Genomic DNA, 13,174 nt, shown 5'->3' with positions numbered 1-13,174 from the left:
TTGAAACCCGAAGTGCCGGGCACTAGCCGCCCGCTCCCGGTCCGGGAGTCGGGGTGCTCTTCTGCAGGGTGAGGGTCACCGGGGTGCCGGCCTTCGCAGCCGTGCCAGCACCCGGATCCATCGCCTGGACGATGTCGTCGGGGGAGGCGCCGGCGCCCACCTTCGCGACGAACCCGGCTGCCGCCAGCGCCGCCTGCGCGGCCGAGAGCTTCTGACCGACGACGTTCGGGATGGCGACGAGGGAGCCGTTGCTGGTGTAGATCGTGATGACCGTACCCTTGCCGACCGAGGAGCCCGCGGGCGGGTTCGTCGACGAAACGGTGCCGGCCGGCGCGGCCGAGTCTTGCGGACCGCCGTCGGCGCTGTCGAGGCCGAGGCTGGTCAGAATGGCCTTCGCCTCGTCCGGGGTCTTGCCGGTGAGGTCGGGAACGGCGACCTGGACGCCCTGCACGAGCTTGCTCGGAGGCGTCGGGAACGGGTCGCCGCCGTACTTGCCGACTGCGGCGGACATCATGTTCCGCATCACAGCGCTTCGCGCGAGCGCCGGAGTCGTGCCGTGCGTCGGATAGATCCGGCGCATGTCCTGGTGGCCGGTCACGTTGCCGACCCAGTACGCGCCGGCGACCTTGGTGGTCGACGCGACGAGCCAGAGCTGCTCGTTGTTCTCGGTGGTGCCCGTCTTGCCGAGCATGTCCTTGCCCGTGGTGTTCATCGAGCTCGCCGTCCCGCCAGGCCCGAGCGGTCCTTGGAGGCCCTTGGCCATCGCGTTGGCGATGGCGGGGTCGATCGACTGCGTGCACTTGCTCGCGGGCGGCGCCACCTCCTTGCCGTCGCCGGCGATGATCTTGTCGATGGCGATCGGCGAGCAGGTCATGCCGTTGTTGGCAATGCCGGCGAAGGCGGTCGCCATCGTCAGCGGCGCGATGTTGTTGGTGCCCAGTACGGAAGCAGGCGTCGTGCCGAGCGGTGCGCCGGTCGCGCTGTGGACGCCGAAGGCCTGCGCCTCGTTGCGGATCTGGCAGAGGTCGAGCTGTGACGCCATCGCGATGAACGCCGTGTTGATCGAGGCCGTCGTCGCGTTCTGGGCGGAGCGGATGCCCTCTTCGCCGGGGGAGTCGTTCGTTGGGCGGTACGAGCCCGTCCAGTCGCCGTCGCAGGTGTCCTTGAACCGCGTGTAGGTGCGGATGTTCGCGTTCACCGTCTCGTTGAGCGAGTGGCCCTGCTTGAGCCACTCGGCGAGCGTGAACACCTTGTACGTCGACCCGACCTGGAACCCGCTCGAGCCGCCGTAGTCGTTGTCGGTGGCGTAGTTGATGCTCGTGTACTGGGCTCCGGAGTTGAGCACTTCCGGGTCCTGGCTGTACTGCTTGTTCTGCGCCATGTAGAGCACGCGGCCGGTGCCGGGCTGGACGCCGACCAGTACGCCGCCGATGTCGACCTTGTAGACCTGCGGCACATACGACGCGAGCGTGTCCTCGGCCACCTTCTGCAGGTCGAGATCGAGTGTCGTGTAGATCTTGTAGCCGCCGCGGTCGAAGTTCGCCGCGCGGGTGTCCTCGTCCGCGCCGAACGACGGGTCGTTGAGGATGATCTTCTGCACGTAGTCGCAGAAGTACGCCGCCCCGAGAGCGGTCTGGCAGCCGCGCGCAGACGGTGTGATCACCGGCTGGATCGGCGTCTTGATCGCGTCCTCGTACTGCGCCTTGGTGAGCTTCTTGTACTCGTACATCTTGCCGAGGATGTAGTCGCGGCGGTCCTTGTTCTTGGCGTATCCGTCGGCCGCGCCGTTCGTCTTCGAGTCGGGGCTGTCGAGCTTGAGGCCCGTCGGCTCGTTGACGATCGCGACCAGGCTCGCAGCCTGCGCGGGGGTGAGCGCTGCGGCCGTGGTGTTGTAGTAGTAGTGGGCCGCGGCCTCGATGCCGTAGACCGAGCCGCCGAAGCCGGCGATGTTGAGGTAGCCCTCGAGGATCTGGTCCTTGGTGTACTTCTTCTCCAGGCCGATGGCGTACTTCATCTCCTTGACCTTGCGGTCCGGGGTGACGCCCGTCGAGTCGTCGACGCAGTTCTGGTAGGTCTTCTTCTCCGCGGCGGTCTTGACCGGCATGGCCTCGCACTTCTGCAGCAGGACGTTCTTGACGTACTGCTGGGTGATCGAGGAGCCGCCCTGCACGCCGCCGCCGGAGACCGTCGACAGCACACCGCGCATGGTGCCCTGGATGTCGACGCCGCCGTGGCTGTAGAAGCGCGGGTCCTCACCGGCGATCGCGGCGTCCTTGACCGCCTGCGACATCTGGTCGAAGGTGACCGGGAGGCGGTTCTGGGAGTAGAAGGTCGCGAGGGCGACATCCTGGTCGCCGTTCTTCGCGTAGATGGTGGTCGGCTGGGCGAGCTGACCGATCTGGAGGTACTCGGGAAGACCCTCGAACACGCCGATACCGTTGTTGGCGGCCATGCCCGTCACGGCGATGGCGGGGGTGACGGCAGCGGTGACCAGAAGACCGGCCACGGCACTCATGCCGACGAACGCGCCGACAGCTCCGAGCACACCTCTAGCCTGTGGTTTTTGCGCAGACATAGGATCAATCTAGGCGATGAACCTGATAAACCCCCCGAATGAAAAGAGCACCATGCTGCGCTGGGAATACCTTACGACTCCTCTCATGATCCATAACACGGCCGCCATCCTCAACAACTGGGGTTCGGAAGGGTGGGAGCTGGTGCAGGTCGTGACCGGCCCCGAGGGCGGCCTGGTGGCCTACCTCAAGCGTCCGGTGCCGGCTGAGGACGCCGCCTGATGGGCGCCGTCGAAGCGCGCCTGGCCGAGCTCGGGATCGACCTCCCGGACGTCGTGCCGCCCGTCGCCGCCTACACGCCGGCCGTCGTCGACGCAGGCCACGTCTACACCTCCGGCCAGATTCCGATGGTCTCCGGCGCCCTCCCGGCGACCGGCAAGGTCGGTGACGGCCACGGCCTCGTGCCGGCCGACGACGCCAAGGAGTACGCCCGCATCTGCGCGCTCAACGCGCTCGCCGCGGTCAAGAGCGTGATCGGCTCGCTCGACCGCGTGACCCGGGTCGTGAAGGTCGTGGGCTTCGTCGCCTCCGACCCGTCGTTCACCGGCCAGCCCGGCGTGATCAACGGCGCGTCCCAGGTGCTCGGCGAGATCTTCGGCGACGCGGGCGTCCACGCCCGCTCGGCGGTCGGCGTCGCGGTCCTGCCGCTGGACGCGCCCGTCGAGGTCGAGATCGTCGTCGCGTTCGAGTAGACGCCGCACGAACGCCGAACCGCCGCGGATCGCACTGATCCGCGGCGGTTCTTCGTCGGTGCCGATACGTCCTGGCGTCTACGTGAGCTTCGCCTGGATGGAGCTCATCACGGCCGTGTCGGCGAGCGTGGTCGTGTCGCCGACCTCCCGGCCCTCCGCGACGTCCTTCAGCAGACGGCGCATGATCTTGCCCGAGCGCGTCTTGGGCAGCTCCGTCACGATGAAGATGTCGCGCGGGCGGGCGATCGCGCCGATCTGCTCGGAGACGTGCTTGCGCAGCTCCGCCGCGACGTCGATCGACTCGGCGGTCTCGAGCTGGTTCTGCTTGATGATGACGAACGCGACCACGGCCTGGCCGGTCGTCTCGTCCGCCGCACCCACCACCGCGGCCTCCGCCGTGAGCGGGTGCGCGACGAGCGCGGACTCGATCTCGGCCGTCGAGAGCCGGTGGCCCGAGACGTTCATCACGTCGTCCACGCGGCCCATCAGCCAGATCTCGCCGTCCGTGTCGTAGCGCGCGCCGTCGCCGGCGAAGTACTTGTCGCCGAACTTCGACCAGTAGGTCTCGATGAAGCGGTCCGGGTCGCCCCAGATGCCGCGCAGCATGCTCGGCCACGGCTCGGTGACGACGAGGAGGCCGCCCTGGTCCTTGCCGACCGGCACGCCCGCCTCGTCCAGGATGTCGATCGAGATGCCGGGCAGCGGCACCTGCGCGCTGCCGGGCTTGAGCGTGGTCACGCCGGGGAGCGCGGAGACCATGATTGCGCCGGTCTCGGTCTGCCACCAGGTGTCGACGATCGGGGTGGAGCCGCCGCCGATGACGTCGCGGTACCACATCCACGCCTCGGGGTTGATCGGCTCGCCCACCGAGCCGAGCACGCGCAGGCTCGACAGGTCGAACTTCTGCGGGTGCTGGCGCCCGATCTTCATGAACGAGCGGATGGCGGTCGGCGCCGTGTAGAAGATCGAGACCTTGTACTTCTCGATGATCTCCCACCAGCGGCCGGGGTGCGGTGTCTCGGGCGTGCCCTCGTACAGCACCTGGGTGGCGCCGTTCGCGAGCGGGCCGTAGACGACATAGGTGTGGCCGGTGATCCAGCCGACGTCGGCGCTGCACCAGTACACGTCGGACTCCGGGTGGAGGTCGAAGACGTTCTTGTGCGTGAACGCCGCCTGCGTCAGGTAGCCGCCGGAGGTGTGCAGGATGCCCTTCGGCTTCCCGGTCGTGCCCGAGGTGTAAAGGATGAACAGCGGGTTCTCGGCGGGGAAGGCCTTGGCCACGTGGTCGGCGTCCACGAGCGCGATCTCGTCCTGCCACCACAGGTCGCGGCCCTCGGTCCAGGCGACCTCGTTCTCGCCGCGCTTGACCACGAGCACGTGCTCGACCGTGGACTCGCCGTTCGCCAGTGCGGCGTCGACGGCATCCTTGAGCGGGAAGACCCGGCCCTTACGCCAGCCGCCGTCGGCGGTAATGACGAGCTTGGCCGCCGCGTCGTCGATCCGCGACCGCAGGCTCTCGGCGCTGAAGCCGCCGAAGACGACGGAGTGCACCGCGCCGATGCGGGCGACGGCCAGCATGGCGATGACGGCCTCCGGGATCATCGGCAGGTAGATCGCAACGCGGTCGCCGGCGCGGATGCCCAGGCTCGTGAGCAGGTTCGCCGCCTTCTTCACCTCCGCGGTCAGCTCCGCGTAGGTGAGCGAGCGGCTGTCGCCCGGCTCGCCCTCCCAGTGGATGGCGACGCGGTCGCCGTTGCCGGCGAGGACGTGGCGGTCGAGGCAGTTGTAGGCGACGTTCAGCTCGCCGTCGTCGAACCACTTCGCGAACGGCGGGTTCGTCCAGTCGAGCGTGCGCGTGAACGGGGTGTGCCAGTGCAGGAGGTCGCGGGACTGGTCGGCCCAGAATCCGAGCCGGTCTTCCGCCGCGCGTTCGTAGAGTTCGGCCGTCGCGACCGCGTTGGCGGCGAACTCCTCGCTGGGCGCGAACCGGCGCGCTTCGTGCAGCAGGTTGTCGATTGTGTTGCTCATGGGGAGTCTTTTCGCTCCTTTGCGATGCTGGTGTTCGAGTCGTGGCGCGACAATCCCTGACTCTACAGCCCGCAGGTCGCGGCCTCCGAGCAGACTTGCGTTTGCATTGATTGTGCGTAAACTAGGCAGCGGCCGAATGACAAATTCTGGCGTGCGGCGCAATCGATTCCCCCCAATCTATGCGCCGCAGTGGCCGCACCTGTTCCCCCCAATAGGTGCGGCCCCCCTTTTTTAACCCGGCGGATCACACCTGGTGCCCGCGCTCTCGTCGCGGGTTTGTCCGCGCTGGGCTGTGGATGAATCGGGTTCTCCACTGATTCCCGGTGGTAACCCCGAGCGGGCCGTCGGGCTTCGTAGCGTCGAGGGCATGACGAATTCAAGCCAGTGGATGACGCCGTCGATCGCCCGGGGTGGGCCGTTCGGATCGGGGGTGCGGGCGGTCCCGATCGCGGGACGGTACCGGGGAGCTTCGGAGAGGGTGCGCGCGCTGGATGGGCGTGTGTCGCCGCCCGCGCCACCGCCGTCCGCGCCACCGCCGTCCGCGCTGCCGTCGTCCGCGTTGCCGTCGTCCGCGTTGCCGTCGTCCGCGTTGCCGTCGTCCGTGTTGCCGTCGTCCGCGTGGCCGCCTTCTGCACCGCCGCCATCCGCACGGCCGCCGTCCCCTCCGGGGCACGGGGCTCCCGCCCCGGACGTCTGGGACACCTTCGGCCCCCTCGCTCCGTACCTGATGCGCGAGGGCGTCACGGACCTCTTCGTCACCGGCGACGGTGTCCTCTGGTCCGACGGCGGCCCGCGCGGCCTCCATCGGGTCGACGGCTGGGTGCCCGACGCGCATGCGGCACGCCGGTTGGCCACCCGGCTGATCGCCACGGGAGGGCGGCACATCGACGAGGCCACGCCGTTCGTCGACGTGCGGCTCCCCGGCGGGGTCAGGGTCCACGCGGTGCTCCCGCCGATCTCGACGGGAGGGACCCTGCTGTCGATCCGCGTTCCCTCGCCCTCCGCCCTCACCCTGGACGACCTCGTGCGGGCGCGTTCCTTGACCTCCGCTGGAGCCGAGCAGCTCCGCGCGGCGGTGGCCGCCCGGACGAACATCCTGGTGACCGGGGCCGCCGGCGCGGGAAAGACGACGCTGCTGGCGGCCGTCCTGGCCCACGCGCCACCCGCCGAGCGCATCGTCCTGATCGAGGACGTCGCCGAGCTCCGCATCCCGCACCCGCACGTGGTCGGCCTGCAGACCCGCCAGCCGAACCTCGAGGGCGCCGGCGGCGTCGGACTGCGCAGGCTGGTGCGCGAGGCGCTGAGGATGCGGCCGGATCGTCTCGTGCTCGGCGAGTGCCGCGGCGAGGAGGTCGCCGATCTGCTCTCGGCCCTCAACACGGGACACGACGGCGGTGCCGGCACCCTGCACGCCAATTCGCTGGCGGACGTCCCGGCCCGGATGGAGGCCCTCGGCGCCCTCGCCGGCATGGACGACATCGCGACCGCACGGCAGACGATCAGCGCGATCGGTTTGATCGTCCAGGTGGAGCGCTCAGGCGACCGCCGGCGGGTGGCCGGTTTCGGCCGGTTCACGACGACGGCGGACGGCCGGCTCGCGGTGGCGCAGCATGAGTGAGCGGCGTCGGGCGCCCCGGGATCGCGGCCGCCTCGCGGATGACCTCCTGTCGAGTTCGGTGGAGGCGCTCGCCGTGCTGCTCGACGCGGGCATCTCGCCACGGTCGGCGTGGCAGTACGTGGCCGAGGAAGCGACGCATCCCGCTGTGGTCCGGGCGGCGGCACTCGTCGCGGCGGGGGTGCCGCCGTCCGGGGCGCTGGCTGAGGCGGCGCGGCGCGGTGGCGTGGACGTCGGAGGCGGGCTTCCCGCGCCGGGCGGCCGACGTCGGGCGGGTGTGCGTGCCGACGAGACGGCGACCTCCACCACCGCGCGGAACCGTCCGGGCGACGCCGGTGCCGGGGCGCCAGCGGTCCGCTCGAGGCGCCGGGCGGCGGCCGCAGGCGACGCCGGTGTGGTCGCCCTCGCCGCGGCGTGGGGCGTGGCGGAGCACGCGGGCGCCTCGCTCGCCCCCGCGCTGCGCGGCGCGGCCGGGGCTCTGAGAGACCGCGCCGGAGCGGAGCGCGACATCGCGACCGCGCTCGCCGGCCCGCGCGCGACCGCACGGCTGATGTCGTGGCTGCCGGTCGTCGGCGTCGTCATGGCCTACGCCATCGGTGTCGACGTCGTCGGAACCCTCGTCACCGGCCCGCTCGGCTGGATGGCGGCCGTGTCCGGCTGCGGCCTGCTCGCCGCGGGCCGGCTCTGGACACGGGGACTGGTCCGGTCGGCGTCGCGGGCCGGCCCGGTCGCGGGGATCCGGCACGACCTGACGGCGATCGCGCTCGCCGGAGGCATGTCGGTGCCGTCCGCTCGGGAGACGATTGCAGAGGTCGCGCGCGCCGTCGGGCTCGACGCGGTCGCGGACGGCGACCCGTCCGTCGACAGGGTGCTCCGAATCGCCGAGCGAGCCGGGGCGCCGGCGATCGAGCTCCTGTCCGCCGAAGCACGACAGGAGCGGCGGACCGCCCGTGCGGAAGGGCGCAGCCGGGCGGAACTGCTCGCCGTGCGACTGCTGATCCCGCTCGGCGTGTGCGTGCTGCCCGCGTTCGTCCTCTTGGCCGTGGTGCCCGTCATCCTCGGGATGATGTCCTCCACCGTCGCGGGGCTCACGTGAGTTGCCCACAGATTCGCCGGCGGCCCCCGCCACGCAGCCCCCGGACGAGACGATCGATCCGTGCCGCCGAACATCGAGCGGATGACACGACCACAACCACGAGAACGAAGGAAAGGACGGACACATGCGGGAGATCATCCACCGGCTGCGCTGGGAGGAACGGGGAGCGAGCACGGCCGAATACGCCGTGACGACGATGGCCGCGGTCGCCTTCGCCGGCGTGCTCCTGATGCTGCTGCGCGGCGACGAGGTGAAGTCCATCCTCACCGACCTCGTCCGACGCGCACTCACCGTCGATGGCTGACGGGTGGGACCCGCACGGCGAGCGGGGGAGTGTGACGGCGGAGTTCGCGGCGGCCCTTCCAGCGGTGCTCGTGTGCCTGGCGCTCTGCGTCGGAGCCATCCAAGCGGGCGCTCAACAGGCGCGGCTGCTCGGCAATGCGGCCGCGTCGGCCCGGCTCATCGCCCGGGGCGACGCGGCGCCCGCGCCGCCGGACGGCGCTACCCGTCGCGTCGCCTCCGCCGACGGGCTGCTGTGCGTGACCGTCACGGCACCCAGCCGGGCGGGCGCGCTCGGCGCACTCGGCCTGATCGTGACGGCTCGCTCGTGCGTGCTCGACGACACGGAGGGATGAACAGTGCGGGAGTGCTTTCCCGGCATCGCCAGCACCCATCCGGCGCTACCGCGGAGATGCGAGCGCGGAGCCGGCTCCGTCCTCGCGCTCGTCGTCGTCGCGGTCACCGTCGCCCTCACGGCCGCGGCGATCGGCGTGACGGGAGCCTGGGGCGCTCGTCAGAAGGCCGCGGTCGCCGCCGACGCCACTGCGCTCGCCGCAGCGGACGCGGCCGTAGGCAGGATGGGCGGCGAGCCCTGCGGCCGGGCCGAGGCGGTAGCGCACGCGAACGGCGCGGCTGTGGCCGGATGCGTCGTCTCGGGTGTGGTCGTCACGGTCGAGGTCGTCGTCCCGTACCTGGGGTGGAAGGCCGCGGCCGGCGCCCGCGCGGGTCCACCAGGGTCGCGCTGACACGCGTGGTGGCGCCACGCGGCGCGACGCCGTGGCGGACGGATCGCGGACCGCGGCTCGCGGACCGCGGCTCGCGGACCGCGGCTCGCGGACCGCGGCTCGCGGACCGCGGCTCGCGGACCGCGGCTCGCGGATCGCGGCTCGCGTCAGTCGAACACCGTCTCCACGTACCGGTACGCCACAGCGCTCGGAAGCGAGCCGCTCGGGTCGTCGGAGGCGTACTCCGTCTCCGAGGCGGAGCCGCGGACGTAGAGGTAGTGTTTCCCGCCCGAGGCCGCGCGGAGTTCGAGGCGGGGTCGTGGGTCGCCCGAGTCGAGGAAGGCGGTCGAGACCGTCTTGCCTTCGAGGGGGCCGTCGATGAGCTTGGAGGTGTACGTCGTCATTGATGTCGTTGCCATGCTGTCATTGTCCTCCCGGGCGTCGGCGAGCAACAGACCGGGCCGCGCGAGCCGTCCGCCCGCGGCGAACGGGGCGGCAGGCGATTAGGCACACAAGCGGACTAGGTGTGTATGGTTTGCCTGTTGGGCCGTGCGGCCCACGCTCGCCGCCCTCTGCGCGGCGCTCGGGGGAGCGCGCTTCGCACCAGTGAGATCCCTGCGAACACAGTTGCTATATAAGAGGAGTCAAGTGCCTGGCACGAAGAAGCTCGTCATCGTCGAGTCTCCGAACAAGGTGAAATCCATCGCCCAGTACCTCGGCGAGGGATACCAGGTGATGGCATCCGTCGGACACATCCGCGACCTGATCGAGCCGAAGAACCTTCCGCCGGAGCTGAAGAAGGGGTCGCTCGGCAAATTCTCCGTCGACGTCGAGAACGCGTTCGCGCCCTACTACGTGGTGTCCGACCAGAAGAAGAAGACCGTCGCCGACCTCAAGCGCGCCCTCAAGGACGCCGACGAGCTCCTGCTCGCAACTGATGAGGACCGCGAAGGGGAGGCCATCGCCTGGCACCTGGTCGAGGTCCTCAAGCCGAAGGTCCCCGTCAAGCGCATGGTGTTCCACGAGATCACCCGGGAGGCCATCGAGAAGGCGCGGGACAACACCCGCGAGATCGACACCGCCCTCGTCGACGCGCAGGAGACGCGCCGCATCCTCGACCGGCTCTACGGCTACGAGGTGTCGCCGGTGCTGTGGCGCAAGGTCGGGCCGGGCCTCTCGGCCGGCCGCGTCCAGTCCGCGGCGACCCGCCTCGTCGTGGACCGCGAGCGCGAGCGGCTCGCGTTCGTCGCAGCCTCCTACTGGGGGCTCACCGCCCAGCTCCTGCCGGAGGACGCCACGGCGTTCGAGGCACGGCTTGCGCGCCTGAACGGCGAGCGCGTCGCGACCGGACGCGACTTCGACGACCACGGGCGGCTCACCTCCGGTGCCACGATCCTCGACGAGACCTCCGCCCAGACGCTCGCGGACGCCGTGCGGCAGCAGAGCACGGCCGTCACGGTCGCCAAGGTCGACTCGAAGCCCTACTCGCGTCGCCCGGCCGCGCCGTTCACGACCTCCACGATGCAGCAGGAGGCCGCCCGCAAGCTGCGCTTCTCCGCCCGTCAGACGATGAGCGTCGCCCAGACGCTCTACGAGAACGGCTACATCACCTATATGCGCACCGACTCGGCCTCGCTGTCCCAGCAGGCGACGAACGCGGCGCGCGCCCAGGCGGCGAAGCTCTACGGCCCGGAGACGGTCCCGGACAAGCCCCGCACCTACGCCTCCAAGAGCAAGAACGCGCAGGAGGCGCACGAGGCGATCCGTCCCTCGGGCGAGGTGTTCCGCACGCCCGCCGAGCTCGAGAAGTCCCTGCGCGGCCCCGAGCTGCGCCTCTACGACCTGATCTGGAAGCGGACCGTCGCCTCCCAGATGGCCGACGCCAAGGGCCAGACCGCTTCGGTCACGGTCGAGGCGCGGATCACCGAAGGACCGCTGGACGGCACGGTCGCCGAGTTCACGGCGAGCGGAACGGTGATCACCTTCCGCGGCTTCCTCAACGCGTACGAGGAGGGCCGCGACGAGGAGCGCAACGCCGACGCGAGCGGCGACGCGAAGCTGCCGGCGCTCACCCAGGGCCAGGCCCTCGGCGTCCAGGACGTCGCCGCGGACGGCCACGAGACCACCCCGCCGCCGCGCTACACCGAGGCGAGCCTGGTGAAGTCGCTGGAAGAGCTCGGGATCGGGCGTCCGTCGACGTTCGCGAGCATCATCTCCACGATCATCGACCGCGGCTACGTGACGCAGCGCGGTCAGGCGCTCGTTCCGAGCTGGGTCGCGTTCTCCGTGGTGCGCCTGCTGGAGGAGTACTTCGGCGACCTCGTGCAGTACGACTTCACGGCCGAGATGGAGGACGACCTCGACCGCATCGCCGACGGCGAGGCCGAACGGGTCGACTGGCTGAACAGCTTCTATTTCGGCAGCGACAAGCACAAGGGCCTGCGCCGTGTGATCGACAACCTCGGCGAGATCGACGCGCGCAGCATCAACTCGATCACCATCGACGAGGGCGTGACGCTGCGCATCGGCAAGTACGGCCCGTACCTGGAGGTGCAGGAGACCGGCGCGGCCGAGGACGCGACGCCCCGCCGGGTCAACCTCCCGCCGGAGCTCGCCCCCGACGAGCTGACGCCTGCGAAGGCCAAAGAGCTGATCGAGGCGCCGGTCCAGACCGACCGCGAGCTCGGCACGAACCCGGAGAGCGGCAAGCTCGTCCTGGCCAAGGACGGCCGCTTCGGCCCGTACGTGACCGAGGCCGACCCCGAGCCCGCGGTGGATCCGCAGACCGGCGAGGTCGTCGAGCCGAAGAAGACCGCGAAGAAGGCTGCGGCCAAGCCGCGCACGGCCTCCCTGTTCAAGTCGATGGACCTCTCGACCATCGACCTCGACACGGCGCTGAAGCTGCTCGACCTGCCCCGCACCGTCGGGGCCGACCCGGAGACGGGCGCGGAGATCCAGGCGGCGAACGGCCGCTACGGCCCGTACCTGAAGAAAGGCACCGACACCCGTTCGCTCCCGAGCGAGGACGACATCTTCGGGATCGACCTCGCCGGCGCGCTCGAGCTGTTCGCGCAGCCGAAGTACGGCAACCGCCGGGCCTCCAGCGCGCTCAAAGAGTTCGAGGCGGACCCGGTCAGCGGCAAGCCGATCAAGATCAAGGACGGCCGGTTCGGCGCCTACGTGACCGACGGCGAGACGAACGCGACCATCCCACGGGGTGAGACGGTGGATGAGGTCGACTTCGCCCGCGCCGTCCAGCTCCTGGCCGACAAGCGCGCGAAGGGACCGGCCAAGAAGCCGGCCGCGAAGCGCGCGACCTCGCGGACGAGCACCGCCAAGAAGACGACGGCGGCGAAGACGACCGCGGCGAAGACCACGGCGGCGAAGACCACCGCGGCGAAGACCACGGCGGCCAAGACCACGGCGGCGAAGACCACCGCGGCCAAGACCACCGCCGCGAAGGCGAAGGCCGCACCCAAGACCGGCACGTCGACCCGCGCGGCGGCGAAGAAGACCGCCGAGTGAGCGAGTCGCGCACCGGCCTGTTCATCACTCTGGAGGGCGGCGACGGCGTCGGGAAGTCGACGCAGGCCGCCCTCCTGGAGGAGTGGCTGCGCGAGCGCGGACGCACCGTGCTGCGCACCAGGGAGCCCGGGGGCACCGCGGCCGGGGTGGAGATCCGCGAGATCGTCCTCCACCACCGCGGCGACATCGCGCCGCGCGCGGAGGCACTCCTCTACGCGGCAGACCGCGCCCACCACATCGCGACCGTCGTCCGTCCGGCCCTGGAGCGCGGCGAGGTCGTCGTGCAGGACCGCTACATCGACTCGTCCGTCGCCTACCAGGGCGCCGGCCGCGTGCTCGACGCCGGCCACGTGCGCGACCTCTCGCTCTGGGCGGCCGAAGGGCTGCTCCCGGACCTGACGATCCTCCTCGACCTCGACGAGACGGCGGCCCGCGCCCGGCTGGACACGTCCCGCACGCGGTACGACCGGCTGGAGGCCGAGCGCTCCGAGTTCCATGCGCGCGTCCGCGCAGCGTACCTCGGGCTTGCGGAGTCGGAGCCGCAGCGGTTCCTCGTGGTGGATGCCGCGCTCCCGGTCGAGGAGATCGCCGCCGACATCCGCCGCCGGCTCGAGGACCGCGTCTGACCGCCGCAGCGGACA

At 70.7% G+C, this 13,174-nt stretch carries 12 protein-coding genes; 9 read left to right on the top strand and 3 right to left on the bottom strand.

Annotated features, from left to right (window positions below):
• Positions 1-22: 22 nt before the first annotated feature.
• A complete protein-coding gene (locus ABIA36_RS03570; protein WP_369960894.1) occupies positions 23-2,545 on the bottom strand; it encodes a transglycosylase domain-containing protein in 2,523 nt (840 codons plus the stop codon).
• An 82-nt stretch (positions 2,546-2,627) separates the two neighbouring features.
• Between ABIA36_RS03570 and ABIA36_RS03565 the strand changes: the two genes are divergently transcribed.
• Positions 2,628-2,795 (top strand): DUF4177 domain-containing protein, encoded by a 168-nt coding sequence (locus ABIA36_RS03565; RefSeq protein ID WP_219732693.1) that lies wholly within the window; start codon positions 2,628-2,630, stop codon positions 2,793-2,795.
• Entirely contained in the window at positions 2,795-3,265 is a 471-nt protein-coding gene (locus ABIA36_RS03560; RefSeq protein ID WP_369960893.1) for a RidA family protein, read from the top strand. The genes ABIA36_RS03565 and ABIA36_RS03560 overlap by 1 nt, the downstream gene beginning before the upstream one ends.
• Positions 3,266-3,343: 78 nt before the next feature.
• Here the strand turns inward: ABIA36_RS03560 and acs are convergent, their stop codons facing one another.
• On the bottom strand, positions 3,344-5,293 hold the full coding sequence (acs, locus tag ABIA36_RS03555) for an acetate--CoA ligase (RefSeq protein ID WP_369960892.1): 1,950 nt from the start codon (positions 5,291-5,293) through the stop codon (positions 3,344-3,346).
• Positions 5,294-5,792: 499 nt separating this feature from the next.
• Between acs and ABIA36_RS03550 the strand changes: the two genes are divergently transcribed.
• From ABIA36_RS03550 to ABIA36_RS03530, 5 genes are all read left to right on the top strand, one after another.
• On the top strand, positions 5,793-6,911 hold the full coding sequence (locus ABIA36_RS03550; protein ID WP_369962069.1) for a TadA family conjugal transfer-associated ATPase: 1,119 nt from the start codon (positions 5,793-5,795) through the stop codon (positions 6,909-6,911).
• Positions 6,904-8,004 (top strand): pilus assembly protein TadB, encoded by a 1,101-nt coding sequence (locus ABIA36_RS03545; protein WP_369960891.1) that lies wholly within the window; start codon positions 6,904-6,906, stop codon positions 8,002-8,004. The genes ABIA36_RS03550 and ABIA36_RS03545 overlap by 8 nt, the downstream gene beginning before the upstream one ends.
• Before the next feature lie 124 nt (positions 8,005-8,128).
• Positions 8,129-8,308, top strand: coding sequence for a DUF4244 domain-containing protein (locus ABIA36_RS03540; RefSeq protein WP_369960890.1), 180 nt, complete (start codon positions 8,129-8,131; stop codon positions 8,306-8,308).
• Positions 8,301-8,639, top strand: coding sequence for a hypothetical protein (locus ABIA36_RS03535; protein WP_369960889.1), 339 nt, complete (start codon positions 8,301-8,303; stop codon positions 8,637-8,639). The genes ABIA36_RS03540 and ABIA36_RS03535 overlap by 8 nt, the downstream gene beginning before the upstream one ends.
• A 3-nt stretch (positions 8,640-8,642) precedes the next feature.
• Complete coding sequence (locus tag ABIA36_RS03530) at positions 8,643-9,029, top strand: Rv3654c family TadE-like protein (RefSeq protein WP_369960888.1); 387 nt, start codon at positions 8,643-8,645, stop codon at positions 9,027-9,029.
• A 146-nt stretch (positions 9,030-9,175) separates the two neighbouring features.
• Here the strand turns inward: ABIA36_RS03530 and ABIA36_RS03525 are convergent, their stop codons facing one another.
• On the bottom strand, positions 9,176-9,427 hold the full coding sequence (locus tag ABIA36_RS03525) for a hypothetical protein (RefSeq protein WP_369960887.1): 252 nt from the start codon (positions 9,425-9,427) through the stop codon (positions 9,176-9,178).
• A gap of 229 nt (positions 9,428-9,656) precedes the next feature.
• On the opposite strand from ABIA36_RS03525, the gene topA reads away from it, so the two are divergent.
• Both topA and tmk read left to right on the top strand, forming a co-directional pair.
• Positions 9,657-12,533 (top strand): type I DNA topoisomerase, encoded by a 2,877-nt coding sequence (topA, locus tag ABIA36_RS03520; RefSeq protein ID WP_369960886.1) that lies wholly within the window; start codon positions 9,657-9,659, stop codon positions 12,531-12,533.
• Positions 12,530-13,159 (top strand): dTMP kinase, encoded by a 630-nt coding sequence (tmk, locus tag ABIA36_RS03515; protein WP_369960885.1) that lies wholly within the window; start codon positions 12,530-12,532, stop codon positions 13,157-13,159. Before topA ends, tmk begins: the two co-directional genes overlap by 4 nt.
• The last annotated feature ends 15 nt before the right edge of the window (positions 13,160-13,174 follow it).

Origin of the sequence: Leifsonia sp. EB34 (assembly GCF_041260585.1) — a bacterium.
Taxonomy (GTDB): Bacteria; Actinomycetota; Actinomycetes; order Actinomycetales; family Microbacteriaceae; genus Leifsonia.
This window is presented reverse-complemented; position numbering and strand designations above follow the sequence as displayed.

Bases quoted from the DNA above. Each gene is read 5' to 3' on its own strand.
- ABIA36_RS03565 (WP_219732693.1), top strand. From the start codon at position 2,628: ATGCTGCGCTGGGAATACCTTACGACTCCTCTCATGATCCATAACACG.
- ABIA36_RS03560 (WP_369960893.1), top strand. From the start codon at position 2,795: ATGGGCGCCGTCGAAGCGCGCCTGGCCGAGCTCGGGATCGACCTCCCG.
- acs (WP_369960892.1), bottom strand. From the start codon at position 5,293: ATGAGCAACACAATCGACAACCTGCTGCACGAAGCGCGCCGGTTCGCG.
- ABIA36_RS03545 (WP_369960891.1), top strand. From the start codon at position 6,904: ATGAGTGAGCGGCGTCGGGCGCCCCGGGATCGCGGCCGCCTCGCGGAT.
- ABIA36_RS03540 (WP_369960890.1), top strand. From the start codon at position 8,129: ATGCGGGAGATCATCCACCGGCTGCGCTGGGAGGAACGGGGAGCGAGC.
- ABIA36_RS03535 (WP_369960889.1), top strand. From the start codon at position 8,301: ATGGCTGACGGGTGGGACCCGCACGGCGAGCGGGGGAGTGTGACGGCG.
- ABIA36_RS03525 (WP_369960887.1), bottom strand. From the start codon at position 9,427: ATGGCAACGACATCAATGACGACGTACACCTCCAAGCTCATCGACGGC.